The organism is Oleiphilus sp. HI0079 (assembly GCF_001635105.1).
In genome coordinates this window covers 1-611 of record NZ_LWFT01000154.1, presented here as the reverse complement: position 1 = coordinate 611, position 611 = coordinate 1, and the positions used below count along the sequence as shown (strand labels likewise).

General features: G+C 49.9%; 2 protein-coding genes. Both read left to right on the top strand.

What is annotated here, in order from left to right; genetic code table 11:
* Positions 1-390, top strand: a 390-nt coding sequence (locus A3750_RS02300) for a chemotaxis protein CheB (protein ID WP_304440161.1), incomplete at its 5' end; no start/stop codon positions are given.
* Positions 390-611: motility-associated protein (locus tag A3750_RS02295; RefSeq protein WP_369819914.1), on the top strand; the 222-nt coding region annotated here is incomplete at its 3' end. The genes A3750_RS02300 and A3750_RS02295, both read left to right, overlap by 1 nt.

Genomic DNA, 611 nt, shown 5'->3' with positions numbered 1-611 from the left:
GCAGAGGATGGCGATGTGCTGCAACCAGGGTGTGCCTATCTGGCGCCTGGTGGCAAGCAAATGCTCGTAGGGAATCGAGGTGGTAGAGCGTCAATTTCTATCTTGGACGGGGATGAGCGTCTTACTTACAAACCATCCGTGGATCTTACATTTGGTTCCGTTTCTAAGAGTTTTCCTGGCAAGGTGCTTAGTATTGTCTTAACCGGGATGGGCGCAGATGGAAAAGAAGGTTGTCGGCTTATGAAGTCTAGCGGATCGACTGTTTGGACACAGACCGAGGCAACATGCGTTGTCTATGGTATGCCAATGGCGGTTGATAAGGCGGGCTATAGTGATAAGAGCTTGGACATAAATGATGTTGCCGAGCAATTGGTAAATAGGTTGACCTAATGGATTACCTCAGCATTGTCGGGTTGCTACTTGGCTTCTTGGCAATTTTTGGTGGCAACGCAATAGAAGGCGGGACAATAGAGACGCTCGTCAACGGTCCAGCGGCGCTAATCGTCATCGGCGGCACGCTAGCTGCAACTTGCCTTCAAACACCATTCAACGTTTTCAAGCGAAGTCTCGCCGCATTGCGGTGGGTGTTTTTTCCTCCTCATGTTTCGATA